Annotated in this window: 21 protein-coding genes and 1 tRNA gene; 10 read left to right on the forward strand and 12 right to left on the reverse strand. The window is 71.4% G+C overall.

Going from position 1 to position 26,764, the window contains the following annotated elements; genetic code table 11:
- Positions 1–144: 144 nt before the first annotated feature.
- Both G4D86_RS42090 and G4D86_RS42095 read left to right on the forward strand, forming a co-directional pair.
- Positions 145–1,227 (forward strand): hypothetical protein, encoded by a 1,083-nt coding sequence (locus G4D86_RS42090; protein ID WP_164000175.1) that lies wholly within the window; start codon positions 145–147, stop codon positions 1,225–1,227.
- Positions 1,228–1,229: 2 nt separating this feature from the next.
- The gene (locus G4D86_RS42095; RefSeq protein WP_164000177.1) at positions 1,230–1,934 is read left to right on the forward strand and encodes a hypothetical protein; all 705 of its coding nucleotides are present in this window, start codon (positions 1,230–1,232) and stop codon (positions 1,932–1,934) included.
- Here the strand turns inward: G4D86_RS42095 and G4D86_RS42100 are convergent.
- The 3 genes from G4D86_RS42100 to G4D86_RS42110 all read right to left on the reverse strand — a co-directional run bounded on the left by G4D86_RS42100 (position 1,917) and on the right by G4D86_RS42110 (position 4,750).
- Positions 1,917–2,711 (reverse strand): hypothetical protein, encoded by a 795-nt coding sequence (locus G4D86_RS42100; protein WP_164000178.1) that lies wholly within the window; start codon positions 2,709–2,711, stop codon positions 1,917–1,919. The genes G4D86_RS42095 and G4D86_RS42100 overlap by 18 nt on opposite strands.
- Before the next feature lie 101 nt (positions 2,712–2,812).
- Positions 2,813–4,162 carry a discoidin domain-containing protein gene (locus G4D86_RS42105; RefSeq protein ID WP_164000180.1) on the reverse strand — a complete coding sequence of 450 codons (1,350 nt, stop codon included), beginning with the start codon at positions 4,160–4,162 and terminating at the stop codon, positions 2,813–2,815.
- Between the two features lie 66 nt (positions 4,163–4,228).
- Positions 4,229–4,750 carry an NADAR family protein gene (locus tag G4D86_RS42110; protein ID WP_164000182.1) on the reverse strand — a complete coding sequence of 174 codons (522 nt, stop codon included), beginning with the start codon at positions 4,748–4,750 and terminating at the stop codon, positions 4,229–4,231.
- A gap of 83 nt (positions 4,751–4,833) precedes the next feature.
- Between G4D86_RS42110 and G4D86_RS42115 the strand changes: the two genes are divergently transcribed.
- Entirely contained in the window at positions 4,834–5,559 is a 726-nt protein-coding gene (locus G4D86_RS42115) for a hypothetical protein (RefSeq protein ID WP_164000184.1), read from the forward strand.
- A gap of 10 nt (positions 5,560–5,569) precedes the next feature.
- Here G4D86_RS42115 and G4D86_RS42120 read toward each other — a convergent pair whose 3' ends face one another.
- Positions 5,570–6,913 carry a sigma 54-interacting transcriptional regulator gene (locus G4D86_RS42120; RefSeq protein WP_164000186.1) on the reverse strand — a complete coding sequence of 448 codons (1,344 nt, stop codon included), beginning with the start codon at positions 6,911–6,913 and terminating at the stop codon, positions 5,570–5,572.
- 145 nt (positions 6,914–7,058) lie between these two features.
- Between G4D86_RS42120 and G4D86_RS42125 the strand changes: the two genes are divergently transcribed.
- From G4D86_RS42125 to G4D86_RS42135, 3 genes are all read left to right on the forward strand, one after another.
- Positions 7,059–8,984 (forward strand): SPFH domain-containing protein, encoded by a 1,926-nt coding sequence (locus tag G4D86_RS42125; protein ID WP_164000188.1) that lies wholly within the window; start codon positions 7,059–7,061, stop codon positions 8,982–8,984.
- Between the two features lie 233 nt (positions 8,985–9,217).
- Complete coding sequence (locus G4D86_RS42130) at positions 9,218–9,994, forward strand: hypothetical protein (RefSeq protein ID WP_164000190.1); 777 nt, start codon at positions 9,218–9,220, stop codon at positions 9,992–9,994.
- A gap of 91 nt (positions 9,995–10,085) precedes the next feature.
- A complete protein-coding gene (locus G4D86_RS42135; RefSeq protein WP_164000192.1) occupies positions 10,086–11,270 on the forward strand; it encodes an aminotransferase class V-fold PLP-dependent enzyme in 1,185 nt (394 codons plus the stop codon).
- Here the strand turns inward: G4D86_RS42135 and G4D86_RS42140 are convergent.
- The 4 genes from G4D86_RS42140 to gmd are packed head-to-tail and all read right to left on the reverse strand — an operon-like array spanning position 11,255 to position 14,392.
- Positions 11,255–11,914 (reverse strand): glycosyltransferase family 2 protein, encoded by a 660-nt coding sequence (locus G4D86_RS42140; RefSeq protein WP_164000194.1) that lies wholly within the window; start codon positions 11,912–11,914, stop codon positions 11,255–11,257. The two genes, G4D86_RS42135 and G4D86_RS42140, sit on opposite strands and share 16 nt — an antisense overlap.
- Positions 11,911–12,438: a class I SAM-dependent methyltransferase gene (locus G4D86_RS42145; RefSeq protein ID WP_164000196.1), complete on the reverse strand. Its 528-nt coding sequence runs from the start codon at positions 12,436–12,438 to the stop codon at positions 11,911–11,913. Before G4D86_RS42145 ends, G4D86_RS42140 begins: the two co-directional genes overlap by 4 nt.
- Before the next feature lie 49 nt (positions 12,439–12,487).
- Positions 12,488–13,417 carry a GDP-mannose 4,6-dehydratase gene (locus G4D86_RS42150; protein ID WP_164000199.1) on the reverse strand — a complete coding sequence of 310 codons (930 nt, stop codon included), beginning with the start codon at positions 13,415–13,417 and terminating at the stop codon, positions 12,488–12,490.
- Entirely contained in the window at positions 13,418–14,392 is a 975-nt protein-coding gene (gmd, locus tag G4D86_RS42155) for a GDP-mannose 4,6-dehydratase (protein WP_164000201.1), read from the reverse strand.
- Between the two features lie 142 nt (positions 14,393–14,534).
- Here gmd and G4D86_RS42160 point away from each other — a divergent pair, with 142 nt between their 5' ends.
- The 3 genes from G4D86_RS42160 (at position 14,535) to G4D86_RS42170 (ending at position 18,260) form a co-directional block, all read left to right on the forward strand.
- Positions 14,535–15,791, forward strand: a complete 1,257-nt coding sequence (locus G4D86_RS42160; RefSeq protein WP_164000203.1) for a myxosortase-dependent phytase-like phosphatase — start codon at positions 14,535–14,537, stop codon at positions 15,789–15,791.
- A 46-nt stretch (positions 15,792–15,837) separates the two neighbouring features.
- Positions 15,838–17,649, forward strand: coding sequence for a bifunctional metallophosphatase/5'-nucleotidase (locus G4D86_RS42165; RefSeq protein ID WP_164000205.1), 1,812 nt, complete (start codon positions 15,838–15,840; stop codon positions 17,647–17,649).
- A 227-nt stretch (positions 17,650–17,876) separates the two neighbouring features.
- Complete coding sequence (locus G4D86_RS42170; RefSeq protein WP_164000208.1) at positions 17,877–18,260, forward strand: hypothetical protein; 384 nt, start codon at positions 17,877–17,879, stop codon at positions 18,258–18,260.
- Between the two features lie 113 nt (positions 18,261–18,373).
- Here G4D86_RS42170 and G4D86_RS42175 read toward each other — a convergent pair whose 3' ends face one another.
- The 4 genes from G4D86_RS42175 to G4D86_RS42190 all read right to left on the reverse strand — a co-directional run bounded on the left by G4D86_RS42175 (position 18,374) and on the right by G4D86_RS42190 (position 23,874).
- Positions 18,374–21,151: an Hsp70 family protein gene (locus tag G4D86_RS42175; RefSeq protein ID WP_164000210.1), complete on the reverse strand. Its 2,778-nt coding sequence runs from the start codon at positions 21,149–21,151 to the stop codon at positions 18,374–18,376.
- A 25-nt stretch (positions 21,152–21,176) separates the two neighbouring features.
- The gene (locus G4D86_RS42180) at positions 21,177–23,039 is read right to left on the reverse strand and encodes an Hsp70 family protein (protein WP_164000213.1); all 1,863 of its coding nucleotides are present in this window, start codon (positions 23,037–23,039) and stop codon (positions 21,177–21,179) included.
- A 17-nt stretch (positions 23,040–23,056) separates the two neighbouring features.
- The gene (locus G4D86_RS42185; protein WP_164000215.1) at positions 23,057–23,692 is read right to left on the reverse strand and encodes a DUF2760 domain-containing protein; all 636 of its coding nucleotides are present in this window, start codon (positions 23,690–23,692) and stop codon (positions 23,057–23,059) included.
- Positions 23,693–23,798: 106 nt separating this feature from the next.
- Positions 23,799–23,874 (reverse strand) — tRNA-Ala (locus tag G4D86_RS42190).
- A gap of 204 nt (positions 23,875–24,078) precedes the next feature.
- On the opposite strand from G4D86_RS42190, the gene G4D86_RS42195 reads away from it, so the two are divergent.
- Entirely contained in the window at positions 24,079–26,466 is a 2,388-nt protein-coding gene (locus tag G4D86_RS42195) for a tetratricopeptide repeat protein (protein ID WP_164000217.1), read from the forward strand.
- Positions 26,467–26,764: the final 298 nt, after the last annotated feature.

Raw genomic sequence — 26,764 nt, forward strand, 5'->3', positions numbered from 1 at the left:
GCAGCCGTGAAGGACGGTTCCAGTCGCGGGCTCGGGGGATGCTAGGGTTCCAGCGTGCTCTTCAATCTCTTGTCAGGCATTCCGTCGTTGCTTGCCCAGGTCCCGGCGCCGGCGCCGGCGCCCACGGAACCCCAGAGTCTCACGGTGACCCGGGAGCTCATCAACGCCTACGACTCCGCGCGGAACGGGCGGGGGCGGCTGCGAGGGGCCATCGACGAGATTCGCCAGGGAAGGGCACTCGGCTATCACCAGACACAGACGTCCCGGCGCTTCCTGGTGCCGCTGCTGGACGACGTGCTCCATGTCCCCGCCGCGGACAGGGCGGCGCGGCTGGCGGACTGGGATTGGTTCCTGGCCAGTGGCCCGCCCGGCAGCACCCCACGCGCGACGAACGCGGACTGGACGGCGCGGAGAACGGCGTTCCTGGACTCGATGAAGGTGCCGGTGGAGTCGCGCCTGGCGCGGTTCAACCCCGCGGACAACGTGGCATTCGACGCCACGCTCAACTGGCTCCAGAACCTGCCCCAGTCGGTCCACGAGCTCATCCAGGACGTCTCGCACGCGGAGATTCCGCCCGCCTTCGTCTACTCGGCGGCGGCGAACGAGGGCCTGGTGGACCAGTACATCCGGCCCCAGGTTCCCGGCGCCGGAGTCCGGCTGAATGCCGCCCAGTTGTCGGGCATCCGCGTCGACCTGCCCGTGGATGGCTTCATGGCGCTTGGGATTGACACGTTCTTCACCGAGCTGGGCTACACGCATCAGCCCCTGCGCTCCTTCTTTCCCGCCGGATTCGACGTCACGCAAATGGTGGAGATCACCTATACCAACGAGAAGGGGGAGACGGTTCGCTCGGCGCGCGCTCCCAATCTCAGGATGGGGCTTCAGGCGCAGGTGGCCATGCTCCGGCGGCGGCGCGCGCTGTTCCTGGAAGACCAGACATCGCTCGGCTTCGCGGCGCCGCTTCCCGACGAGCTCGTCTACTTCGCATACATCTATTACAACGTAGGCCCCGGGGACCGGGCGCATCCGGATGCGCCGGGGAACGGCGGCTACCAGACGTTGTATCGCCACCGCCCGGCCCATCCGAATCCCGCGGAGCGCCGGGTGCTGGGAGATTGGATTTCGCAGTCGGCGCTCTGGTACCGGAACGCGATGAAGGTGCTGGTGACGTACCGCTTCGTGTCGGATGCGACAGGCGGTCACCCGGTCATCTTCGCGGGGCTGTGAGCATGGTCCGCGCGCGTCCCTGCCTCGGGCTCCTCGCGGCGCTGGTGCTGGCGGGGTGTCCCCGGCAGGGCGTGGTGCCACTGCGGCCAGAACAGTACCCGGCGCCCTACGAGGTCGTGGCGCGGCTGGACGTGAATGGCGATGGCCGTGAGGATGCGCTCTTCCGGAATCCGGATGACTGCGGCTCCGCGGGCTGCGCGCACCTGCTCTGGCTCAGTGGCCCCGGAGGCTACCGGGCCGCGCTGACCACGGTGGCCTCGCTGTGCGAGGTGGCCGCGGAGAAGACGCGCGGGTATCGGGACGTGCGCTGCGTGCAGCCGGTGGTGGACGAGGGAACGCAGCTCAACGTCCGCGCGGCAGTGCGCTACCGGTGGAGCGGGACGGAGTACGTGAGCGAGCTCGCGCACCTGGACGGCGCGGCCGAGCGCCCCGCCTGCGAGCTGTTCCGCGCGCGAACGGCGCTGCCGCTCTGGGTGCTGCCGGCCCGGGACGTGTCGGTCTCCGAGCGCACGCCGCAGGGGTGGACGTTCGGTCCCCCGGTGACGCCGCGGCGCGGAGCACTGGAGGAGGGAGAGACCTTCGAGCCGGGCGTCGAGCGGGTGGACGCGGCGGGGGAGCGCTGGACGCAGGTGCCGGGGCGCGGGTGGGTGGAGTCGAAGGGGCTCGACTGCGCTGAAGGCGGCGAGGACTCAGCGGCCGGGCCCTGACGGCTTCCACCGGCGCACCTCGTAGGGCGCGGAGTGGTACGGGACGTCGCCCAAGGAGCGCTCCTCGGCGAGCCCGTGGAACGTGTGGAGGATGAGGTCCCCGGCGTCGAGCACGCCCATGGGCGCACGGTCCTCGGCGAGCACGGCCGTCTGGAAGCCGAAGTGGAGCACGTCTCCCGCGCGCACGGGCCCCGTCACCCGCCAGGTGAAGCGATGCAGCGCGGACGGCGCGACGTAGGGCATGGCCTCGCCCAGGCGCCGCCGCCCGTAGATGGTGAGCGCCACACAGTCGGCGCCGAGCCGCGCATCCGTCTGGTGCCGGCCGTCCGGGAGGTGGCGGGGGAAGAGGACGAAGGGCACGCCAATGAGCTCGCTCGCGTAGCCGGCATAGGAGTCATCGCGGCGGACCACCAGCTCCCATGCGGCGGCGAGGTCCGAGGCGCCGGGCGGAGCAGTGGGCGCCTCCGCTCGCGCGAGGAGGCGGTGGGTCCCCGGTGAGGCCAGCTCCGGGACGTCGCGCGCATCGAAGGCGGAGAGGCCGCGAAGCGCGGGCAACTCCCGCCAGGCGTAGACGATGGGGACCACACACCGTTGCCCGCAGCTGGTGTTGTCGTAGTCGAGCGGCAGCGGCGCAAGGAGGTACCAGCGAGGGGAGGGAATGCTCCGCTCCGTCATGGGCAGCGACTCACCCACCCGGGCGAAGCGCGTGCGGGGTGGAGCCTCCGCAATGGCGGCTCCGGACCCCAGCAGCGCCAGGAGGGGCAGGAGTGGCGCCATGCGCAGGCGCCGTCCCGGCCGCGGGGGCGACAGTGGCCTTACCGTGGAGGCCTGGAAGCGCGGCGGTGCCGCGTCGACCGGAAAGGGCGCGAGGCGGACGCTCATCCGCAGTTGTAGAGGGGCACCAGCTCGGTGACGCAGGTGTCCGGGTAGCGGGTGCCGGGGGCCACCTCGACGAATGTCAGCCGCAGGCAGAGGTCTCCAGAGGGCTGGGGCAGCGTGTCCCGTCTGGAGCCTGGTGTCCGGGTGGCCGCGACATCCTCCTTGCCGGACTCGGAGATGACATGTGCCTCGGCGTCGGGGCGGTCCGCGAGCGCCAGGTCGACCTCCACGAAGTCCTCCGGGGCCGCGCAGGTGGCCACCCGTACGCGGCGGGGCCGCCCGTTCTCCCCGTAGGTCTTCGCGCTTCGCGTGTACCCCGCGACGAGCCCCACGCCCTCGAAGTGACAGGGGAACATGGGTGGCGTCGCGGGAGGGCCCGCACGGACCTCCAGCCACTCACCCGCGCCGTCACCCTTGCTCCCCTCGCACCACGCGGTGTCCGCCCTGCCATCCAGGACATGGGCCGGGGCATAGCGGCCGCCGGCCAGCGTGCTCGACGCGGTGACGGAGAGCGGCAGCTTCAGCGGATTGAAGCGCGCGCGCTCCACGGTGAGCTGCCTGTGCCGCGCGAAGGCCTCCTTGTTGAACCGGACCGAGAGGAACGGAAGCTGGTCCAGGTCCACCTTCTCGAAGTGCCAGCGTGCTCGCGCCGCTTCCGGTTTCGCACCCGCCGGGCCGAATATTTCGGCACGTCCCGCGTACGGACCGAAGTCCACGGTGACGTCCACGCGCTCGGCCTGGCCCTTCCACCAGCCGGCGGGGAACAGGGGGTAGCGCAGCCACCGCCCGTCCACATGCGGCAGCGCCGCCTTCGACGTCTCCACATCCTGGAACAGCAGCTCGCCGCTGTACTCGAGCCGCAGGGGAACCGCCTTGCCGCTCGGAATGGTCAGCTCCGCGACGCACCAGCCATCCACGTCGAGCGGCTGGAGGAGGACCTGCGCGAAGGGAAGCGGCTGCACGTTGTCGCGAGGGTCCTCGATGCGCGCCTGGGTGCGCACCACCTTGCACGGCACCCTCCGTCCCGCGAGGGAGATGCGGATGCTGCCGGCCGTGACGTCGAGCTTCTGGCCCTCGTCGTCGACAGCGAACAGCGGCACGCCGTAGGAGGCCTTCACCTTCGCACCCTCGTTCGCGAGCACGTAGTCCGCGCGGACGCGGTAGCGCTCCAGGCCCGTCACGGTGATGGAGAGGTCCTCGGAGACGAGCCGGACCGGGAGGTCCGTGCGGGGCTGCAGGTTGCCGGTGGCGGTGGGCCCCGACCACGCCACGGGGCCGCCGTTGGGCCATGCACGGCCCGCCCCGAGCAGTGCGAACACGAAGACTGGAAGCAGGAGGGCGCGGAGCATGTCACCTCCGGTTCTAGGCGGGCACTCGGGCCCGTGTCGATTGCCCGCCCATGCGATGTCCGGTGTTCAGCGCGTGGCGGGGCGGGCCTCGGTGATGCCCTCGGCCATCAGGTCCTCACGCAGCTTCGTGAGAACCTTGCCGAGCAGATTCAGTCCGCGCCACTTCGACGGGTCCTGGATGCGCGGGTCCTCCGCGCCCAGGCCCACGCCCCAGATGCGGTCCAGGGGACTGGCCTCCACCAGCTCCGTGCCCTTCGTGGCCAGCAGCGCCTTCAGCAGCTCCGCGCTCTGGGTGAACTTCGCGCGATTGCCCTCGTAGACGATGCGCTCCCGCTCGCGCTCCCACACGGCGGCGTCGAAGTCGCGCACCTTGCGGCCCAGCGCCTTGTGCGTCTTCGGAGAGGCGGACTTCAGGATGCTCGCCAGCACCTCCGCGTCCCCGAAGAGGCGTGCCTTGCCCGCCATCATGTACTGCTCCGCGCACATGTAGCGCACGCCCTCCACCACGAAGTCGGACCGGTGCCACTGGGAGAAGGGGGACTCCTCGCGCCAGAAGAAGGTGAACCTGCGCTGCTCGGCTCCGTCCATGTCTCGTGCCTCCTGCTTGGTGTGGAGAATACACCAACGTTCCACGCGCGCGAGCCTGACACGGGCACTACACTGCCGGCACGATGAAGCTCTCCGACGCCCAGGCCCTGCTGGAACGCTGCTTCGGCGGCGTGAGGGAGGGCGCGCCCCGCCTCCGCGAGCCCGACGACGCGCGCTTCGCGCTCCGCCCGAGCGCCGTCTGGCTGGAGTACCGCTGGTACGCGCAAGAGCGCGGCCTTGCCGAGGTGTTCCTCAAGTGGGGCCGCGTCCCGGCCGAGCAGTCCGCCGGGGCGGAGGCGACGGTGCTGCGCATCCACCTGCTCGGCGCGTCGCCGGAGTTGTCCGTGAGGGCGCATCGGATACTTGAAGGGGGGACGCCCTCGCGCGAGCGCATCCTCGACCTCTTTGGCGACGACGGCGTGCGCCGCGAGTGTGTCGCCTTCGGCCGGACGAGCGCCACCGTGGAGCAGTGGGAGTTGCCCGGCCCGAGCCCGCTGCTGGAGGACGCGCGCTTCGAGGCGCTCACCTCGACGCTGGAGGACGCGGACTCCACGAACGAGGAGCGCCACGAGGCCGTGCAGCGACTCGCCGCCGAGCGCAGCCCGCGCGTGGCGGAGGCGCTCGTCGCGCTGGTGACGCGCCGGCCCTCGCTGATGGCGCTGCGCATCCTGTCGGAGTGGGGCGAGGTCCGTGCCCGCCCCGCGCTCCAGCGTGACCTGGCCGCGGTGCGCCCGGACAATCCCGCAGACCTGTGGGCCCTCACCGCACTGGACCGCCGGCTGGAGGCCTGGCAGTCGCTGGTGACGTGAGTCCACGGCTTCACGTAGTCCCGCGCGTCCCCACGCCCAGCCGCTTCATCATCGTGCGCACGGTGCCGCCGGGGTCCTTGGCCGTGCCGCGGCCCACCTCGCCCAGCAGGCGCGCGGCTTCGGCGGCATTGCCACCCGCGCGACGCAGCGCGGCCTGGAGGGCCATGCGCTCCAGTCGCTCGATTTCAGCGCGCAGGTTCATCGTCCCCGAGGCCACGCGGCGCTCCACCTCCTGCGCGGACACCAGCGCGGAGGCGCCCGCGCGCTCGCGGTGCCACAGCCGGCGTGGCAGGTCCGACACGAGCAGCTCGTCCCCGGCGCGCTTGGCCACCAGCGCGCCGTAGATGACGTTGCGCAGCTCGCGCACGTTGCCGGGCCACGGGTAGGCGCGCAGCACGTCGAGCGTCTCGGGCGTCGCGCTCCGCACGCGGGGACTGTCGGGCGCCGGCTCCTCGACGGCGTAGTACCGCTCCATCCAGTGCAGCACGAGCGGCGCCACGTCCTCCTGCCGCTCGCGCAGCGGAGGCAGGTGGATCTGCACCGTGGCGAGGCGCTCGTAGAGGTCCTCGCCGAACAGCCCGCGCTCGATGAGCTGCTTCAAGTCACGGTTGGTCGCCGCGAGGATTCGGAAGTCCACCTTGCGCCACGCATTCTCTCCCAGGCGCGAGATGACCCGGTCCTCCAGCACCCGCAGCAGCTTCGACTGGAGCGCGTGCGGCGTGTCGTCAATCTCGTCCAGCAGCACCGTGCCGCCCTCGGCCGCGGACACCAGGCCGTCATACCCGTGCACGGCGCCGGAGAACGCGCCCTTCGCATAGCCGAAGAGCTCGCCCTCCATCAGCTCGTTGGGGATGGCCGCGCAGTTGATGGGCACGAAGGTGCGCGAGCGCCGCTCGGACCACTCGTGGATGAGCCGCGCGGCCACCTCCTTGCCCGTCCCCGTCTCCCCCGTGAGCAGCACCGGCATCGACGTGCGAGCAGCCTGCGCGAGCTGGGCGAGCAGCGCCCTGGCCGCCGCGCTGTGCGCGATGAGTGTCTCCGGCACGCGCGGCGCCGGAGTCTCCACGAGGCTCTCCTCGAGCCGCCGCAACAGCCGTTCTTCCCAGTCGCGCGCGCCCTTCCAGAGCACGTCCACGGCGCCCTGCTCCACGGCCAGCCGGAGCGCGTCGACGGGCAGCGGCTTCTCGCACAGCCACACCCAGGGCCCCGACTTCGGCGGACCCGCCAACCGCGGCTGCACCGAGCACACCACCGTCACTCGCGGCTCGGTGCCTCCAAGCCGCCAGCCGGCGTCATTCAAGCGCTGCACCAGGGCCCGCTCCGGGGCCGGGCCCTTCCAGTGGAGAGTCCGCATCCCACGAATCAAACACGGAAACCGCATGATTTGAATCGTGGCCGGGAAACACCGCTCCAGCAGTTCCGGACACTTGGCCCTGGCAGGGGGCGTGCAGTGGAGGGGGGCACTCCCGCACTCCCGCGGGCGGCAGGAGAAGGGCCTCATGGAATACATCGTGGTTCTGGCCGTGGTCGGGTTGCTGCTGGGCGTTGGCGCGGTCTACGTGTTCAGCGGCCTGCAGGTCATCGGCGAGGACGAGTCGGGGCTGGTCATCAAGAAGTACGGCGCGCCGCTGCCGCCCGGACGGCTGGTCGCGCTGGAGGGCGAAGCCGGCTACCAGGCGGAGATGCTCCCGCCGGGTTGGCACTTCGGCTACCCGTTCTGGCGCTTCAAGGTGACGCGCGTCCCGGTGGTGGTGGTGCGCCAGGGGCACATCGCGCTCGTCGTCGCCAACGGCGGCGCGCCCATCCCGCCCGGGAACATCCTCGGCTGCGAGGTGGCCTGCGACAACTACCAGGATGCGCGCGCGTTCCTCGACGGCGGTGGGCAGAAGGGCCGTCAGCTCGCCTTCCTCACCGCGGGCACGTACCGCATCAACCCCTCGCTGTTCAACGTCATCACGCCGGAGAACGCCGAGGCCTTCGACATGTCCGAGGAGGACCTCGAAATCTTCAGCGTAGGCCCCGACAAGGTGGGCATCGTGACGACGCTGGATGGCCGCCCCATTCCCGCCGGGGACCTCGCCGGCTCGCCGGTGGAAGGGCATGACTCGTTCCAGAGCGCCCAGCGCTTCCTCGACGCGGGCGGCTGCCGCGGCCTCCAGGAGCAGGTGTTGCTGTCGGGCTCGTGGAACCTCAACCCGTGGTTCGTGAAGGTGGAGCAGATTCCCATGACGGAGGTGCCCATCGGCTACGTGGGCGTCGTCGTCAGCTACGTGGGCCGCGAGCACCTGGACGTGTCCGGGGACGAGTTCACCCATGGCGACCTCGTGGAGCGCGGGCGCAAGGGCGTGTGGATCGAGCCGCTGCTGCCCGGCAAGCACCCGCTCAACACGCGGGTGATGAAGGTGGAGCTGGTGCCCACGACGAACATCGTCCTCAACTGGGCGCAGCGCACGGAGCAGCACAAGTACGACGAGAAGCTCAGCCCCATCACGGTGCGCTCGCGCGACGGCTTCAGCTTCACGCTCGACGTGTCGCAGATCATCCACATCAGCATGAAGCAGGCGCCGCGCGTGATTTCGCGCGTGGGCTCCATGCAGAACCTGGTCGACCACGTCCTGCAGCCCACGGTGGCCAACTACTTCCGGAACTCCGCGCAGCAGGTGTCGGTCCTCGAGTTCCTCTCCGCGCGCACCGAGCGCCAGCGCGAGGCGTACGAGGCCATCCACGGCGCGCTGGGGGCATACGACGTGGAGTGCATCGACACGCTCATCGGTGACATCCAGCCGCCCGGCGAGCTGATGAAGACGCAGACGGACCGGAAGATTGCCGAGGAGCTCCAGGTGACGTTCGAGGTGCAGCGCGAGGCCCAGGTCCGACGCCGTGAGCTGGAGCGCGCGACGGCGGTGGCGAACATGCAGGGCGAGGTGGTGCGCAGCGAGCAGATGGTCGCCATCAGCGAGAAGGGTGCCCTCGCGGCGGCGGAGACGGCCAAGGGCGAGGCCGCCCGTACGCGGCTGCACGCGGACGCGGAGGCGCACGGCTTGAGGCAGCGCGCGGATGCGGAGGCGCATGGCATGCGGCAGCGCGCGGAGGCCGAGGCCGAGTCGAAGCGGCTGCACGGCAGCGCGGAGGCGGACGCGACGCGGCTCGTCGGTGATGCGAAGGCGGAGGCGTATCGCACCGGTGTGGCGGCGCTCGGCGCCCAGGCGTTCACCGCGGTGCAGCTGGCCACGGTGCTGGCGCAGCATGGGGTGAAGCTGGTGCCGGAAATCGCGCTCGGTCAGGACGGCGGCGGGGGAGGGCAGGGACTGCTCGGCGCGCTGATGGCGCGGGTGCTCCAGAACGGGGCGGCGCCCCAGGTGCTGCAGCGCCCCACGAAGCCGCAGGGTGGCAACGGCGTGGAGAACGGCCGCAAGGAGGCCTGATTCAGGTCGCGGGAGCTCGCATGGAATCAGCGGGACGCGCCTCGTCCGGCCGCGGGCAGGCGCGGAAGGAACGTTCATTCCGCGAGTCCTCCTTCCGAAGGGGAGGCGGTTCCCGCGAATCGCATGACGTCGCGGATGTGAAAGCCCTGCACCTCCGTGCTTCTCGCGGAGGTGCGCGGCCATTCGTTAGGCCCGGTTTGATTTCTGGAGGTCGGGTGGTCGAGGCGGCAAGGTTGGAACTCCTGCAAGCGCTCCGGGCGCTCCCTCGTGGCGCGGGGCCCGAGGCGCTGCGCCTCACTGCCGCGCTGTTCGAAGCCGCGGTCGACGCGGACGATGACGTCGACCCACGCTTCCGGGATGAGCTCATTCGCGTCCTCGGCCCGGTGATGGCCGAGGACACTCCCGTGACAGTCGAGGACGCGGCGGCGTACGTGACGGGAGTGGACGCGGAGGTCCTCGTCGCCATGTTGCCCCGGTTGCGCGCTGCGCTCGCGGAGGTGCGCGGGCTGAAGGCGTGCCTTGCGCGCGAGGCGGTCGAGCTGCTGTCGCGTGTGGAGACGCTGCTCCATGACGCTCCGGCCACGCATACCCGACGTGCGCTGGAGGTCGCGGTGAACGCCCTGCGCGCACGTCTCGCGGCCGAGTTGTCGCGGCTCCACGCCCCGGTCACCGTCCTGCCCGAGGATGCGCTCCCCGTCGCGCGCTGGATGCTCGGAGACGGGCCTCCGCCCAGGGGCGCAGCCGTGCTGGAGTTCGCTCGTGGCCTGGACGACTTCTGCCGGCGTGCACCGCTGTCTCCAGCAACTCTGGATGCGCTCCGGGCACTCGCACGCAGAGCGGACGCGGAGCGTGACACGCCGGGCTGGCCGCTGCTGGTGGAGCGGCTGCGCACGGTCCGCCCCCGGCTGCTGCCCCGCAGGCCGCTGTCGCCGTTCTACCGGTCCCTGGCCGGAATCCAGGCACGCACACCGGATGCACCCGCCTCCCTCGAAGCGCTCCTGCGCGAGTAGGCGACAGGACAGCGCACCCCTTCTGGCTTGGCATTCCAGCTCCGCGCGGCACACTTGCGGCACATCCAGGCCGAGACCCGAGGAGCCCCACATGAGCATCGACGTCACCCGCGCCCGCGCCGAGACACCGGGGACCGCCCACGTCGCACACTTCAACAACGCCGGTGCGAGCCTGCCGCCCCAGCCGGTGCTCGACACGGTGATGGCGCACCTCCAACTGGAAGCCCGCATCGGCGGCTACGAGGCCGAGGACGCGGCCCGCGACAGGCTGGAGCGCGTCTATGACTCCATCGCCGCGCTGCTGCACGCGTCGCGCGAGGAGGTCGCCGTCGTCGAGAACGCCACCGTCGCCTGGGACATGGCCTTCTATGGCCTCGCCCAGGACTTCCGCCCCGGGGACCGCATCCTCACCGGCGTCGCCGAGTACGCCGCGAACTACGTCGCCTACCTCCAGGTCGCCCGCCGCACGGGAGCCGTCGTGGAGGTCGTCCCGAACGACGCGCATGGCCAGCTGTCCATCTCCGCGCTGGAGTCGATGATGGACGCCCGCGTCCGGCTCATCTCCGTCACCCACATCCCGACCAACGGGGGCCTGGTGAATCCGGCGGCCGCCATCGGCCGCATCGCCAGGTTGGCCGGCGTGCCCTTCCTGCTCGATGCCTGCCAGACGGCCGGGCAGTTGCCCATCGACGTCGAGGCGCTCGGCTGCGACCTCCTGTCCGCGACGGGCCGCAAGTTCCTCCGCGCCCCGCGCGGCACGGGCTTCCTCTACGTCCGCAAGGCGCTGCTCGAGCGGCTCGAACCTCCCATGCTCGACCACCACGCGGCGCCCTGGACATCCGCGGACGGCTACACGCTGCGCCCGGACGCGCGGCGCTTCGAGAGCTGGGAGAGCAACATCGCCGGGAAGCTCGGCCTCGGCGTCGCCGTCGACTACGCGCTCGGCTGGGGTGTGGAGGCCATCTGGGAGCGCATCCGCCACCTCGCGGAGCGTCTGCGCGTCCGGCTCGCCGACGTCCCCGGCGTCATCGTGCGCGACGTGGGCCAGGTGAAGTGCGGCATCGTCACCTTCACCGTCGAAGGCCAGGCGCCCGATGTCGTCCGGCAGCGGCTGCTCGCCCAGGGCATCAACGTGTCGGTGACGCGGCGCCCGTCCACGCGGCTCGACATGGAGGCGCGCGGGCTGGGCGAGATGCTCCGCGCCTCGGTGCACTACTACAACACGGAGGAGGAGCTGGAGCGGCTCGTCGGCGCGGTGGCTCAGCCCTCGTCGTGAATGAACTTGTACTGACCGCCCTTCACCCGCTCACGCCACACCGACTTGACGGTGGGCACGTCCACCAGCCGGTAGCCCTGCTGGAGGAGCTGGAAGGACTGGTAGATGTCGGAACTCCAGTGCGCGAACTCGCCGTCGGGGTACGGGTACTTCGCCAGCACCTCGGTCCTCCCGGCGAAGAGGCCCCCCTGGATGTGGAGGCGCGGCAGTGACTCCGGGAAGCCGAGCTTGGACGGAGGCCCGCTCGCGTAGTGGGAGCCGGTGAGGGCCACCTTGCCGCTCGCGTCGTTCACCATCGGCTCGAGCATGTCCCACAGCCACGTCGGGTCCAGCATGCGGCCGTGGTTGGCGCAGACGTAGACCAGGAACGGGTGTGCCGCGGCCTTCACGGCCAGGTTGATCGCCGGGCCGTAGTAGAGATTGCGTCCCTCGCTCCAGATGTACTTCGCGGGGAAGGTGCCGTTGTCGCGCACCGCCTCGGCCAGCCGGGGCTGTGGCTTCTCGCTGTTGTCGACGACGATGAGCTCCGCATCGAGGACGCCGCGGTACAGGAGGAGCGACGGCATGAGGTCGCGCAGCAGGCGCGTCAGGGCCAACTCCTCGTTGTGGTACGCGACCATCACCGCCGTGACGCCGACCTTCACGTCCCGGGTCCCAGCTTCACGGCGAGGGCGTAGATGTCCCCCGGCGTGGTGGCCGTATCAATCATCGCGAAGCCGAAGGGCTTCAGCCACTGCTGGAGCTGCTCGCGGTTGACGTTGCGGTAGTACTCGCCGGGCCGCAGCCCCTGCCCATCCACCGCCGAGTGCGGCGCGCGCCCGACTCCCGCGGCGGTGAGGATGAGCACCCCGCCGACTTCGAGCATGGCCAGCGCGTTGTGGCAGATGCGCTCGGCTTCCGGCGTGTGCTCCAGCGTCTCGGTGCACACGACGGTGTCGAACTGGCGGAAGGGCTCCGGGCGCCAGGTGGCGGCGTCCCCGATGAAGTCCACGTTCTCACCGGGGGCGATGTCCACGCCGACGTACTCGGAGCCGGGGAACAGTGGCCGGATGGAGCCGGAGTAGGGCCAGTTGCCCGCCACCGTCCGGCTGCCAAGCTCCAGGACCTGCTTGCGTGGCTCGAGCTGCATGACAGCGCGAGCCACGAACTTGTAGGCGCCTTCGTGCATCCCCCAGGAATATCAGAAGGGGCTGCGCGCTGACGACCCGGCCCCCGTTCTACGAGGCCCGCGCCGGCACCTTGGGACCCAGCACGTCACGCAGCGCGTCCGTCACCGTCAGCTTCGGCGCCCAGCCCAGCGCCCGCAGCTTGTCCGGTGCGCCGACGAGGCTCGGGATGTCCGAGGGCCTCAAGCGCGCGGGGTCCAATTCAATCCGCGCATTCACGCCGGCCAGCGTCAGCATCTCCTCCAGCAGGCTGCGGATGGTGCGTCCCTCGCCGCTGCAGATGTTGTACGCCTGCCCGGGCTCGCCCTTCACGAGCAGCAGCCGGTACGCCTCCACCACGTCGCGCACGTGGGAGAAGTCACGCACCGCCTCCAGGTTGCCCGTGCGGAGCACCGGGTCCACCGTGCCCAGGCCAATCGCGCGAATCTGCGAGGCGAAGGAGGGAACCACGAAGGTAGGGTCCTGCCCCGCGCCCAGGTGGTTGAAGGGCCGGGCCATGACGACTTCCAGCCCGTAGCTGCGGTGGAACTGCACGCCGGCCAGCTCCGCCGCGGACTTGGAGGCCGCGTAGGGGCTCAGGGGGACGGCGGGCGTGGACTCGGTGGCGCGCGTGCCCTCGGGCACCGGGCCGTACACCTCGCCCGAGCCCACCAGCACCACCCGCGTCTTCGGCGCGGTGTCGCGCAGCGCCGTGAGCAGGTGCACCACCCCCATCGTGTTCACCGCGAACACGCGCGAGGGGTTGTTGTGGCTCTTGGCCACCGAGCTGAAGCCCGCCAGGTGGATGACACCCTCGGGCTTCGCCTCGGCGATGGCGGTCTTCATCGCGGCCTCGTTGGCCACGTCGAAGTGGAGGGCGCTGCTGCTGATGCCCTCCCCGCGCGGCCCGTGGGCCTCGACGACGTCGTCACCGGCGGCGCGCAACAGGGCGCACAGGTGCCGGCCGACGAAGCCGTCCGCTCCAGTGACGAGGATGCGCATCTACTTCTGCCCCGCCTTCAGCCGCTCCAGGTCGGCGTCCACCATCATCTCCACCAGTTGCTTGAAGCGCACGGTGGGCTCCCAGCCCAGCTTCGCCTTCGCCTTGGCGTAGTCGCCGATGAGCAGGTCCACCTCGGCGGGGCGCACGAAGGCCGGGTCGATGTGCACGTACTTCTGGTAGTCCAGGCCCACGCGGCCGAAGGCAATCTCCACCAGCTCGCGCACGGTGTGCGTCTCGTTGGTGGCCACCACGTAGTCGTCCGGCTCCGGCTGCTGGAGCATGCGCCACATGGCGTCCACGTAGTCGCCCGCGAAGCCCCAGTCGCGCTTGGCGTCCAGGTTGCCCATGGGCAGCTTGTCCTGGAGGCCCAGCTTGATGCGCGCCACGTTGTACGTGACCTTGCGCGTGACGAACTCGAGGCCGCGACGCGGGGACTCGTGGTTGAAGAGGATGCCGCTCACCGCGAACAGGTTGAAGGACTCGCGGTAGTTGACGGTGATGTGGTGGCCGTACGCCTTCGCCACGCCGTACGGGCTGCGCGGGTAGAAGGGCGTCTCCTCCGTCTGCGGCACCTCCAGCACCTTGCCGAACATCTCGCTGGAGGACGCCTGGTAGAAGCGCACCTGCGGGCGGGTGTGGCGGATGGCCTCCAGCATCTTCGTCACGCCCAGCGCGGTGAACTCGCCGGTGAGCACGGGCTGGTTCCAGCTGGTGGGCACGAAGGACTGCGCCGCCAGGTTGTAGACCTCGTCCGGCTTGACCAGATTCAACAGCGCCGCGAGCGAGAACTGGTCCAGCAGGTCGCCCTGGTGGAGCTGAATCTTCCCGTGCAGGTGCTGGATGCGCTCGAACTTCTCCTCCGAAGAGCGGCGCACCATGCCGTGCACCTCGTAGCCCTTCGAGAGCAGCAGCTCCGCGAGGTAGCTGCCGTCCTGCCCCGTGATGCCCGTAATCAGTGCGCGCTTGGTCGCCATGGTCTTTTTCTATGTTTGCTGGAGGACGGCGCGTTGTACCCGAGGCGGTCACCAGTAGCCAACCGTTGCCTGTGCCTTCGTACTTGAAAGGCACACCCCCCGTGACAAGGTAGGCGTTTCCCAGATGAGCGAGGAGCCGGTCATGCGCAACCCATTCTTCCTGGCCCTGGCGGCGCTGCTCGCGAGTGCGACCGTGTCCGCACAGCCCGTTTCCGTGTCCGTGGCGCCTGTCCGGGAGACGCAGCCGGACCCGGGCACCGTCGCCGGGGCGCTGCGCGACGTCGCGCTCTGGGTGAACCCGGCCGACGGTGGGGCCAGCCTCCTCATCAGCGCCTATGACAACGTCAACGCGGGCCTGGTCACCTTCGGGGTGGACGGGACGCAGGTCGAGGCGGAGCTGCCGGATGGGCCGGCCCTCGGCGTGGCATTGCACGACGACTTCCCCCTGGGAGGGGGCTCCCGGACGCTGGTGGTGACGGCGAACCCCAACTTCAACGGGCTGGGGGCGTACCGGCTGGACCCGACGGGCGCGGACCGGGTCGTGCGCATCGGCAACGCGGGCTTCCTCACCGGTACGCAGTACGCCACGGTGGCGCTCTACCGCAGCCCCACCTCGGGCCGCTTCTTCGTCTTCGCGGGCACCCAGGGCGGCAGGCTCGAGCAGTTCGAGCTGACGGGCACGGACGGCGGCCTGACGGCCACCCCCGCGCGCGTGCTCGCCACGGCGGGAGGCGGCATCGCGGGCGTGGTGGCGGACGAGGAGTCCGGCCGGCTGTTCGTCACCGAGGAGGGGCAGGGCCTGTGGCGCTACTCCGCCGAGACGGATGGAGGCCAGACGCGCACGCAGATTGCCTCGGTGGGAAACACGCTCAGCACCGACGTGGGCCGGGTGAGCCTGTACCGGGCGCGCAATGGCGAGGGCTACATCCTCGTCGCGGACACGGCGTCGGGCGCGTTCGCCGTGTTCGAGCGCCGCTCCGAGGCCCTGGTGGGCAAGTTCCTGGTGGTGGCGGACGGCGGCGTCGACGCGGTGGATGACCCGGTCGCCCTGGCGGTGTCGTCACGTCCGGTGGGGCCGGACTTCGCGGATGGGCTCTTCGTCGCGCACGACGGCGTCAACGGTCCGGACAACCTGAAGCTGGTGCGCTGGTCGGCGGTGGCGAACGCCTTCAGCCCGCCGCTGCGCGTCGACACGCTGCAGGCCACCGATGGCGGGACGGATGCGGGGACGGGTGGAAACGATGCCGGTCCCGACGTCCAGCCCCAGCCGCTGCCGGTGCCCGGCGGTGGCGAGGACGAGGACGACAGCGGCTGCTCGTGCGCCACGGCCTCGGTGCCCGCCTCGGCGCTGCTCGGGCTGCTTGCCCTGGCGCTGGCCGGACGGCGGCGCCGGAGCTGAAAGCGCGTTGCCAGGGGGCGCGTGCCGCGCTGAAGTGCGCGGCTCCATGCGTTCCCCGCGCCCCGTCCTCGTCGCGCTGGCGGCTGTCATCGCCGCCTGCGCCAGCACCCCTCCCACGTCCACGCCTGACGGCGTCGGCTCCACCGCGAGCGCCGCGTCGGCGCAGCCCGTGCGCCTCACGCTGGTGGGGCTCAATGACCTCCATGGCCACGTGGAGCCCGGCCGCACCGTCCTGAAGGACGGGCAGGTGGTGGAGGAGGGTGGGGCGGCCACGCTCGCGGCCTACGTGGCACGGCTGCGCGCGGACAACCCGGGCGGGGTGCTGCTGGTGGATGGCGGGGACCTCTTCCAGGGCACGCTGCCCTCCAACCTCACGGAGGGCGCCATCGTCGTCGACGTGTACAACCACCTGGGTGTCACGGCGGCGGCCATCGGCAACCACGAGTTCGACTACGGCCCCGTGGGGCCGGGCACCATGGCGAAGGGCCCGGGCGAGGACTCGCTGGGCGCGCTCAAGGCCCGCGTCGCCCAGGCGCGCTTCCCCCTGCTGTCCGCCAACCTGCGCGAGGCGGCCACCGGCCAGCGCCCGGCGTGGATGGGCAATGACGGCACGGCGCTCGTCACGGTGAAGGGCGTGAAGGTGGGGCTCCTGGGGCTCACCACCGAGTCCACGCCGGAGGCCACCAACCCCGTCAACGTGGCGTCGCTGCGCTTCCTGCCGCTGGCGCCCGCCGCCCTGGAAGCGGCCCGCTCCCTGCGCGCGCGCGGCGCCGAGGTGGTCATCGTCGTGGCGCACGCGGGCGGCAAGTGCCCGGACGTGACGAATCCGCGCGACACGTCCCGCTGTGACAGGGGCGACTCGGAGATTCTCGACATGCTGGATGGGCTGCCGCCGGGCATGGTGGACGCGGTGGTGGCCGGGCACACGCACCAGGCCCTGGGCGTCTTCTACGGCGGCGTGCCCGTCATCGAGACGTCGGGCATGGCGCGCTCGCTGGGCGTGGTGGAGCTGTACGTGGACCCGGCGGGCCGCCGCGTGCTGCCGGAGCGCACCCGCCTCCAGGCGTCGATTCCCCTCTGCGCGAAGGTGGACACGGCCAGCGGCACGTGTGACGGGCGCAAGCTGAAGGAGCAGGCGGAGGTGAAGCTGGTGCAGGCCACCTTCCTCGGCGCGCCGGTGGTGCCCGACGCCCAGGTGGAGCAGCTGCTGGCGCCGGCATTGAAGACGGCGCGGGAGACGCAGCTGCACCCGCTCGGCATCTCCGCCGCCGCGCCCCTGACGCGTGGCTACGCCCAGGAGAGCGCGCTGGGCAACCTCCTCGCGGACGCCCTGCGCGACGCGGCCCGCGCGGACGTGGCGGTGATGAACCCCGGCGGCCTCCGCGCGGACCTCTCAGCGGGCCCGCTCACCTTCGGCCAGCTGTACGAGGTGCTGCCCTTCGACAACACCGTGGCCGTGCTCCAGCTCAGCGGCGCGGAGCTGCGGCGCCTGCTGGAGCTGGCCCATGCCACGGACCGGGGCGCCGTCTTCCCCGTCTCCGGGCTGGAGCTGACGCTGGCGAACTGCCCGGGGCCCCAGCGGCTGCAGCGCGCGACGCTGGCGGGAGGCGGGGCGCTGGAGCCGGGGAAGACGTACCGGGTGGCCCTGCCGGACTTCCTCGCCCGTGGCGGAGACGGGCTGGCGCCCCTCATCCGGACGCTGCCCCCCGAACGCGTGGACCTCACGCCGGTGCGCGGCATGGACCTGCGCGACACCGTCATCGCCTACGGGAAGGCGCGGGGGGGAGTCCTCCCCGTGCCCCCGGTGGGTCGCGTGCGCTACACCGGTGTCGCGGCCTGTCCCGGCGCGGTGCGCTGAGGGAGCCCGGGCCGAAAATTCAGTCCCTGTGTGATCCGCTGGGACTGAACGAGGAGAGCCAACCCGGCGTAAGATCAGCGGAAACGCGCCAGGGCCCGATTTTTCGGCCTTGGATCAGTTTTCAACGGGAGGAAGAGTCCCTAGTCTAGGGCCTGCGAGCGACTGAACCGAGGTGGCCCTTTGCCTGGGCCTGCGAGTGCTGGCGCGCGTGAGTGGGAGGGACTGACATGCTCTACAAAGTGACCCCGATGATGGCGCCGCCTGCGCCTGACAAGGCCAAGCAGCGTGAACCGGGGCAGGGCCAGCCGCGCAAGCGGCGCAAGTCCGCCGTCTACGACGCGGACGGCCACGAGGTGCTCATCTCGCTGATGTGCATCAAGTGCCGGACCCTGAAGCCGCTGGCCCAGTTCGGCCTGCGGAAGATGGCGGATGGCGCCATCCGTAACCAGCCCTGGTGCCGCACCTGCCGCTCGGGCGCGGGCTCCAAGAAGGCGAAGGCCGGCAAGGAGGCCGACGCGAAGGCCCCCGAGGCCGCCGCGCCCGTGCTCCAGGTCGTCGCCAAGGCGAATGACGCCGAGACGGCCGCTGCGCCCGCCGCGGCGCAGGGCTGAGCTGATCCACCGCTGAGCCACGCTCCCGAGGGGCGGCCCTCCCGGCCGACCTGACGGGAGGGATCTGACCGGGATGATCGCGACCTCGCCGGTTGCGACGCCCGGAAGACGCCTCAGGACAGCCGGAGTCCGGCGGGCAGCGTGTCGCCGAGCGCCCGGGCTTCGTCCGCCGCGTCCAGCGCCACCACCTCGCGCACCATGCGCAGCCAGGCCTCGGCCGCCTTCGCCGCGACGAGCTCCCGGGCGGTGCGCTCGCGCAGGGCGGGGTCCAAATCCCGCGTGCGGTCCCCGGTGAGCCGGGCCAGCTGCGCCGCCGCGAAGGGGGCGCCGTCAATCTTCTTCAGGTCCATGTCGAGCAGCAGCGTGAGCCACGCCTCCGCCGTCTCCACGTCCACCACCTTGTGGCTGCTGCCGTAGAGCGGCACGCGCGCGCCCAGCCGGCCCAGGGCCCAGGCCCAGGGGCCGCCGGACTTCGCCTCGGCCTTCAGTCGCGCGGCAATCCACCTGCCCACCTCGGACTTGTCCCCGGGCGACAGGTGCTCCAGCGAGGCCACGGTGCGGACCATCTCCTCCAGCCCCTCCGGCTGGATGCCCTTGAGCTTCCCCGCGGGCGGCGCGTCCGGCGGCACCTTCCGCGCCAGGTGCGGCTGGAGGTACGCGTACAGCTTCTGCTGCTGGGCCTCGGTGAGGCCGCCGGCGATGCGGCGCCACATCACCCAGAACTCCGTCCACACCGCCTTGTCCGAGTGGTGCTGCACCAGCGCGTCGAAGAGGCTGAAGGTCTGCTCCGAGCGCCAGCCGTCCAGCGGGTAGCCGAAGCCCGGACGCAGCGAGAAGCCGGTGAGGCTGTAGAAGACGCGCTCGTGGTCCTCCGTGCGCCGCCGCTTGCTGGCGCCCGCGTACAGGGTGCTCCACATCTCGCGCAGCACCGGCACGCGCCACGTCTCGCGCGGGCCCAGCGCCTTCTCCAGCGTGCGCCCCAGCTGCTTCACGTCCTTGGGGCCGATGGGCAGCGGCTTGTTGCCGTAGACGCGCTCGATGTTGTCCTTCGCCTCGACGAAGCGCGCGGGCATGGACTCGGTGACGGTCAGCTCGTGCGAGCCGCCGGTGCCGCGCAGCTCGAACTCCAGCCGCCAGCGCTCGTCCGCCACGTTGGAGACGCAGTACAGCTCCAGCGTGCCAATCTCCGTCAGCGCGGCCTGCAGGTGCACGGGGACTTCCGCCACCTTGCCGGTGGCGCCCTTGAGCAGCGTGTGGATGGGCGGCAGGGGCTTCAAGTCCTCCGCCAGCGGGACGAGGTCTCCCGGCTTGTCGATGCGGTCGCTCGTCGTGGAGTAGAGCTGGAACTGCACCGGCCGCCCGAGGGTGAGCGTGAAGGGGCGCTCGCCCAGGTCCACCTTCTGGCCCTCCTCGAAGCCGCGGGGGATGAGGCACAGCGCCGGCTGCTCCGCGCTGTCCGCCGGCCGCTGCAGGCCCACGTAATACGCGCGCGCCGCGCCACCACCGATGCGCAGGCCATGCCCGCGCCGCACCAGACCGTAGTACGCCGCGCCGCGCGCCACCGCCAGCTCCAGCGAGGTGTGGCGCAGCAGGGGAATGCGCGGCGCGCCGGGCCACCACGCGGAGAGCGCCTGCACGAGCCGCTCGGAAATCTGGGGTGAGTTGAAGACGCCGCCGTTGAGGAGGATGGCGTCGGGGCGGGGCAGGGCGCCCTCGGCCGGAGCTGCCTCGCCCAGCGCCGCGAAGCCCGCCGCCGCGTGCTGCGCGAGGAAGGCCGCCAGGTGCCGCGTCACCGCCGGGTCCTGCACGTACGGCAGGCCCAGCTCCTGGAGCGCCATGCGCGCGGCGCGGCGCGGGCGCTCGGTGGGGGCAGAGGCCGGGAAGAAGCCGTCCAGCACCAGGGCGTGCGCCTCGTCGCGCAGCAGCTCCGTGGACAGCGTGCCGCCCAAGAGCCGGCTGCCCCCGCCCACCAGCGAGACGCCGTACTTCTCCGGAGGCTCATTGCCCAGCAGCGCCTCCTTCGCGGTGCGCGCGGCCTGGATGGCGTGCGTCCACTGCGTGGCGGACAGGCGCCGGCCGTCGGTGAAGAGCTTCTCCTCCACGCGGCGGGCCAGGGCGGCGTCCATGTTGTCGCCGCCCAGCATCAGGTGGTCGCCCACCGCGAGGCGCCGCAACATGGGCCCTTCCGGCGAGACGCCCGCGTGCACCAGCGTGAAGTCCGTGGTGCCGCCGCCCACGTCCACCACCAGCACCAGCCGCACGTTGGAGAGCGTCTGCTCCAGGTCCGTCCGGTGGCGCGCGGTGTAGTCGTAGAAGGCCGCCTGTGGCTCCTCCAGCAGGGTGAACTTCTCCAGCCCCGCCTTGCGCGCGGCGCTCACCGTGAGGGCACGCGCGGCCTCGTCGAAGGAGGCGGGAACGGTAATCACCACCTCCTGCTTGGACAGCGGCGCGTCCGGGTGGGCGAAGTCCCAGGCGCGCGCCATGTGCGTCAGCAGGAGGGCGCTGGCGTCCACCGGCGAGAGCTTCTGCACGTCCGCCGGAGCGCCCCACGGGAGGATGGGCGCGGAGCGGTCCACGCCCGGGTGACACAGCCAGCTCTTGGCGCTGGAGACGAGGCGGCCCGGCACGCGGGCGCCCTGCCAGCGCGCCAGCTCGCCCACCACCCACGGGCCGCCGTCATCGCCCCAGGGCAGCTTCAGCGACTCGGCGGCCAGCTCCTGGCCTGCGGGCACGTACACGGTGGAGGGCAGCAGCGCGCGGGGGGCTACCTCTCCCTGCCGGACGAGCTGGGGAATCGGGAAGTCCTCCACGGGGGCGCCCGCGCCCTTCGAGGGGTCCACGGACGCCACCGCGCAGTGGGTGGTTCCCAGGTCGATTCCGACGATTCGCATACACCTCCGGTTGACGGACGGCTTTCTACTCCTTCATGCGGACGTTGAGCTCCAGCTTCCAGCGCCCCGGGCCGTCCTTCTGCAGGCAGCGCAGCTCCAGCGTGCCCACCTCCGTCACCGCCGCCTGGAGGTTGACGGGCGTCAAATCCCCGAAGGCCGAGGGCTGGCCGGGCATGGTGGTCTCAATCGGCGCCAGCTCCTCCAGGGCACCGTCGGCCAGCGCGCCGTCCACGTCCTCCAGCATCTCGCCCACCCTGTCGTCGCGGCGGACGGACGAGGAGAAGAAGCGGAAGCTGGTGGGCTCGCCAGTGACGAGGCCGAACTCCTGCGGAGGCACGTCTGCCTGCGTGCCTTCCTCCATGCCGAAGGGGGCCACGCACAGCGCCTTCACGGGCGGCTCCATGCCGGGCACCGCGGGCATCGCCGTCTCCACGCCCACGTAGTAGGCGCGGGCGGTGCCGCCGCGGATGCGCAGGCCGTGGCCCTGGCGCACCCAGCCGTAGTACGCGGCGCCACGCGCCACGGCGAGGTCCAGGTCCGCGCCCTCCAGCTCCTTGGCCGGCTGTCCGCCGTCGGCCTCGAGCCACTCGTTGAGCACCTCCATGACACGCGCCTTCAGCGGGCCGGCCTTGAAGACGCCGCCGTTGAAGAGCACCGCGGTGGGGTGGAGGAAGGCCTTGCCGCTCACGTCCACCGGCGCGTCCGAGCTGGCCGCGAGCGCCTGTGCCTGCCGGGTGAGGAAGGCCGCCAGGTGCCGGGACACACCCGGGTCCTGCGCGTAGGGCAGCGCCATCTGCGCCAGGCCGGTGCGGCGCGCGGTGCGAGGCAGCTCGGTGACGGGCGTCACCGGGAAGAAGCCGTCGGTGAGGACGCGGTCCAGCTCCTCGCGCGTCAGCTCCGTGCGCAGCGTGCCGCCGATGAGCGACGAGCCGCGGCCGGGGATGGAGATGGGCGCCTTCTCCATGGACGGGTCGCCGTACAGCGTCTCCTTCGCGTGCCGGCAGCCGTAGGTGAGGGCGTTGAACTGCCACGCGTCCAGCTTCTTGCCCTCGGCCACCAGGCGCTGGTTGAGCGTGTGCGCCAGCGCCAGGTCCATGTTGTCGCCGCCGAGCAGGATGTGGTCGCCCACCGCAACGCGCAGCAGCTCCAGGTCACCTTCGCGGTCCCTCACGGTGATGACGGAGAAGTCCGAGGTGCCGCCGCCCACGTCCACCACGAGGATGACCTCGCCGGGCTGCACCTGCCTGCGGAAGTTCTCCCCCATGGCCTCCAGCCACGCGTAGAGCGCGGCCTGGGGCTCCTCCAGCAGGGTGATGTGCTGGAGCCCCGCGGCCTTGGCGGCCTCCAGCGTCAAGTCACGCGCCGCCGCGTCGAAGGAGGCGGGGACGGTGACGATGACGTCCTGCTCGGCCAGCGCGTTGCCGTGCTCCTCCTTGGCGCGGGCGAAGGTATGGTCCCACGCTTCCTTGAGGTGGCGGAGGTAGCGCGCGGAGGCATCCAGCGGCGACACGCGCTGCACCTCTTCCGGCGCCTGCCAGGGCAGCAGCGCCGCGCGCCGGTCCACGCCCGGGTGGGACAGCCAGCTCTTGGCGGAGGAGACGAGGCGCGTGGGCACCTTGGCGCCGTGCGTGCGGGCGAACTCGCCGACGATGGTGCCCGTCTCCGGGTTCCACGGCAGGCCGAGGCTGCCGGCGGGGAACTCCTGCGCGGAGGGCAGGTAGAGGAAGGACGGCAGCAGCGGACGCGCCTCCACGGTGCCGGGCGCGGTGAGCTGGGGGATGGGCAGCATGGACTGCGCACGGCCCCGCGGCTTGCCCTCCTCGAGGTTGAAGTAGGACACCGCGGAGTGCGTGGTGCCGAGGTCGATGCCGATGGAATAGCGGGCCATATCGGACGGGAACTCCTTCAGGCGAGCTCGACTTCCGCGGGCGCCAGCACTCGCGGGTCCATGGCCGGGCTCACGGCGGGGAACTTCACTTCCGTCGTCACCCAGCCGTGATGGCGCAGCGTCCCGTTGTAGGGAGGCTGGCCGGCCACGTTGCCGGTGAGGCGGATGCGCTGGGCGTCGAAGCCGGCGGGCACCGGGACGCCGTCCCCCTCCGACTGCGGCAGCACCGGCTGGAGGGTGAGGTATTGGTTCACTACCTTGCGGCAGCCCTCGTGGACGATGCGGGCCGCGGCCCCCACCTCGGCGTCCGAGAAGGCGGCCACGTTCTCCTGGAGGAAGTCCACGAAGCGGCCCTCGCGCTGGAGCATGCCCAGCACGGACAGGGCGCTGGCGTGCTCACGCTCGGGCGGCAGGGCGGGGGGCGGCTCGGGGGGCTTCACCACCGCCACCGCTACAGGCTTCGGCTGCTCCCTGGGCAGGGCGGCGGGCGCGGGGCCACCGGCCGGGAGCTGTGCGAGCTGGCCTGCGTCGTAGGCCCGGCTGGCTGGCAGCACCGCCTGGGCGAACTCGCGGGACACGAGGCAGCGCCAGAAGCACAGCCAGGCGAGCCAGAAGCGTGCGAAGAACGACAGGGAGGCGGACGGGTCGGTCATCGACTCCGGATAACAAAGCCCGCCTGCTTTGCAATTCAGCAAATGGAGGGAAGTGCCCCAAATGCAAAGGGCCTCACGGTTTCCCGTGAGGCCCTTCGGTTCTTCATGGTGGAGGTGGACGGGATCGAACCGACGACCTTCGCATTGCGAACGCGACGCTCTCCCAACTGAGCTACACCCCCACAACCGGACTGCTGACTGCTCGCCTGCTGCGCCCCGGCGGCGTTGGGGCCGACGAAGTGGAACGGGCTAGTACCGGACCCCTTTCATGCTGTCAAGCGCAAGGCGCAGCCAATAATTCCTGCGATTGACGTGCCGCGCAGCGGATGCCATAAAAACCCCTCGTTTCAGGCGTAACCTTCCCGCCCGCTTCAACGCCCCCGGTAATGTCTATCTCCCCCTCTAAGACGTTGAGCCCGGCAGAGCTCGCGAAGCTGGAGCACGCCTTCGCTTCCGACCCCTCGTCCGCCGCCTACAAACCCCTCGCCGAGGCGTACCTGAGCATGGGTCGCTTCATGGAGGCGATGGTCGTCTGCAAGAAGGGGGTGAAGGCGCATCCGAACGCCTCCGACCCGCGCCTGCTGCTCGCCCGCGTCTACGCGGAGCAGGGCAAGGACAAGAAGGCGTTGGAAGAGGCGCTCGGCGCCCTCACCGTGCAGCCCGAGGACAAGGCCGCGCTGCGGATGGCCGGCACCCTCCAGTTGAAGACGGGCGAGACGGAGCCCGGCAAGGCCAACCTCCTCAAGGCGTACGGCGCGGACCCGGGTGACCCGGAGACCGTGACGCTCCTGCAGCAGTACAAGATCGACCTGCCCCGGCCCGCGGCGCCCGCGCCCGTGGCCGCGCCCCCGGTGCTCACGCCGGCCGCGCCGCCGCCTCCGTCCGCCACCCAGCAGTCCGCCGCCGCCCTCGCGAGCGTCGCGGCGACGGGGGCCTCGCAGGCTTCGCCCTCCGCCACGGCCCGGGCCACTTCGGGCGCCCCGCAGCAGCGCTCCTCGGGCGGTGCCAACGCGGCCCGCGCGGAGGCCCCGGCGGTCCGTTCGGCGCCGCAGCCGCGCCGCGCGCCCGTGGTGGTGGAAGAGGTGGACGAGGACGAGGACGACGAGCCCTCGACGTCGCGCCGCCGCCCGGCCTCGGGTGGCCGCGGCGGCAAGATGGTGACGCTGGCGCTGCTGGTGGCCATCCCGCTGTTCGCCATCGGCTACGGCTGGTACTCGTCGCACGCGAAGGCGCGCGCCCGCGAGCTGAAGAAGACGCTGGACGTGGCCACCGAGCTGCTCAAGCGCGACTCGTTCGACAGCTACAAGAAGGCGTGTGAGGCGGCGGACAAGGCGCTGGAGGTGGACTCCGACTCCACCGTGGCGCACGGCTACCTGGCCTACGCGTACGCCATCCGCTGGGGTGAGCACGGCGGCGGCGACGATGCGCGCCGCAAGGCCGAGGAGCACCTGGCCGCGGGCAAGGCGGGCAAGGACGTCAGCTCGCACCTCATCGCCGCCGAGGCCCTCATCCAGACGTACGGGGGCAAGGGCAAGGAAGCGCTGGGCAAGCTCGAGGAGACGGTGAAGGGGCTGGACGCCCAGGGCCGCTCCAGCTCGCTGCTCTACCTGACGCAGGGCCTCATCCAGATGAACGCCGGCGATCTGGAGCGCGGGCGGGACAGCCTGGAGCGCGCGCAGGTGCTGGCGCCGGACGACCCGCGCATCTACGCGGGGCTGGGCGCCGTGTACCGCCGCCTGGGCCAGGACAACACCGCCTGGAAGAACTACGACTTCGCGCTCCGCTACGAGAAGGACCACCCGGAGTCGCTGCTGGGTCGCGCGCTGCTGATGCTGGAGCAGGACTCGCCCAACTACGGGCTGGCCCACACCATGCTGAAGAAGCTGCTGGAGACCGACCCGCCGCCGTCGCCGCGCCAGCTGGCCGCCGCGCACCTGGCCCGCTCGCTGCTCATCAGCCGCGTGTCGGCGGAGATGGCGGAGCTGAAGCCGGACGTGCAGCAGAAGCTGTCCGAGGCCACCGGCGTGCCGCTGGACAAGGACAAGGCGCGCGCGGAGATGCTCAAGAGCGAGGAGACCGGCTTCGCGCTCGACAAGCAGAACCCGGAGCTGCACCTCATCAAGGGCCGCCGGCTGCTGGCGGAGAACAACTTCGACGCGGCCGCCGAGGAGATTCGCAAGGCCATCCGCGTGGACGGCACGCGCGCCCAGTTCCACGTCGAGCTGGCCAAGGCCCTCATGGGCAAGCAGGGCGGCGAGAAGGAAGCCGCCGAGGCGCTCGTGACGGCCCTCAAGACGATGGGCGACAGCCCCAAGCTCGTCGTCATGCTGGGCAACGCGTACCGCCGCCAGGGCAAGCTGGACGAGGCCCTCACCCAGTACCAGCGCGCGGTGAAGGACCCGAAGGCGAAGAACCCCGAGGCGCGGCTGGCCATGGGCGCCATCTACCGCGAGCGCTCGGACTGGGCGAAGGCGCAGGAGCAGCTGGAGAAGGCGAGCCAGGAGTTCGTCGGCCAGGCCGACCGCGCGGCCATGGCCCTCACCGAGCTGGCGCGCGTCTACCAGGGCAAGGGTGACGCGGCGAAGGCAGACGAGACGTACCAGCGCGCCCTCAACGCCGACGAGAGCTACGGCCCGGCCTACTACTTCTACGCCACCCTGCTGTCGAAGGACGCCAAGCAGGGCCCCAAGGCGAAGATGCTGGCCCAGGAGTACCTGAAGCGCGAGCCGAGCGGCGAGCACGCCAACGCCGCCCGCGCGCTGTCCGGGAGCTGAGACGACACGGCGCTCCCTTCGGGGCCCGGGCAGCAACAAGCGGGGCTGATGCGCGCGGGCAGCACGACGCGCGGTCAGCCCCGTTGCTTTGTTGAAGGTGCCTCCGGCGGGCGGTATGCACCGGACGTTTGCCTTCCCGAGCGCACCAGGAGACGGGGCCTGACGGCCTCACGTGGCGGAGGGGATGCCTGGCGGGCAGCCGTCCGTCGGAGGCATCTCCGGGTGCCGTGTCCTTGCCCACCCCCCGGTGGTGCCTGTATGGGAAGGCCGTTCCCGCGTCGGCAGCCCGTCTGTCGCG

The organism is Pyxidicoccus caerfyrddinensis (assembly GCF_010894405.1).
Classification (GTDB): Bacteria; Myxococcota; Myxococcia; order Myxococcales; family Myxococcaceae; genus Myxococcus; species Myxococcus caerfyrddinensis.